Annotated in this window: 1 protein-coding gene; it reads left to right on the top strand. The window is 49.6% G+C overall.

The genetic code is table 11. The features are described 5' to 3' along the window. Window positions 1–282, top strand: a 282-nt coding sequence (locus ACPYOJ_RS35175) for a phage baseplate assembly protein V (protein WP_481420358.1), incomplete at both ends; no start/stop codon positions are given.

Below are 282 nucleotides of genomic sequence, written 5' to 3'. Positions count from 1 at the left end.
GCCCAGTTTGCCAAAGTAATTTCCAATACAGATCCTTTAAATCAGGGAAGAGTACAGGTTCAGTTTGACTGGCAAAACGGATCAACGACAACAGAATATATCCGCGTTATGACTCCCGATGGCGGTGGCAGCGAAAAAGTAAGTAAAAACCGTGGATTTGTAGCCATTCCCGAAGTCGGGGATCAGGTGGTGGTTAATTTTGCCCATCAGCATCCTGACAGACCTTTCGTCATGGGCGGAATGTTCCATGGTGGAGTCGGCGGCGGCGGCGGTGCAGGAAAT

This window comes from Rhizobium sp. SVR5-9E, assembly GCF_056755095.1.
Note: the sequence above shows the minus strand (reverse complement) of the source record. Positions and strands in the feature narration are given on the sequence as shown.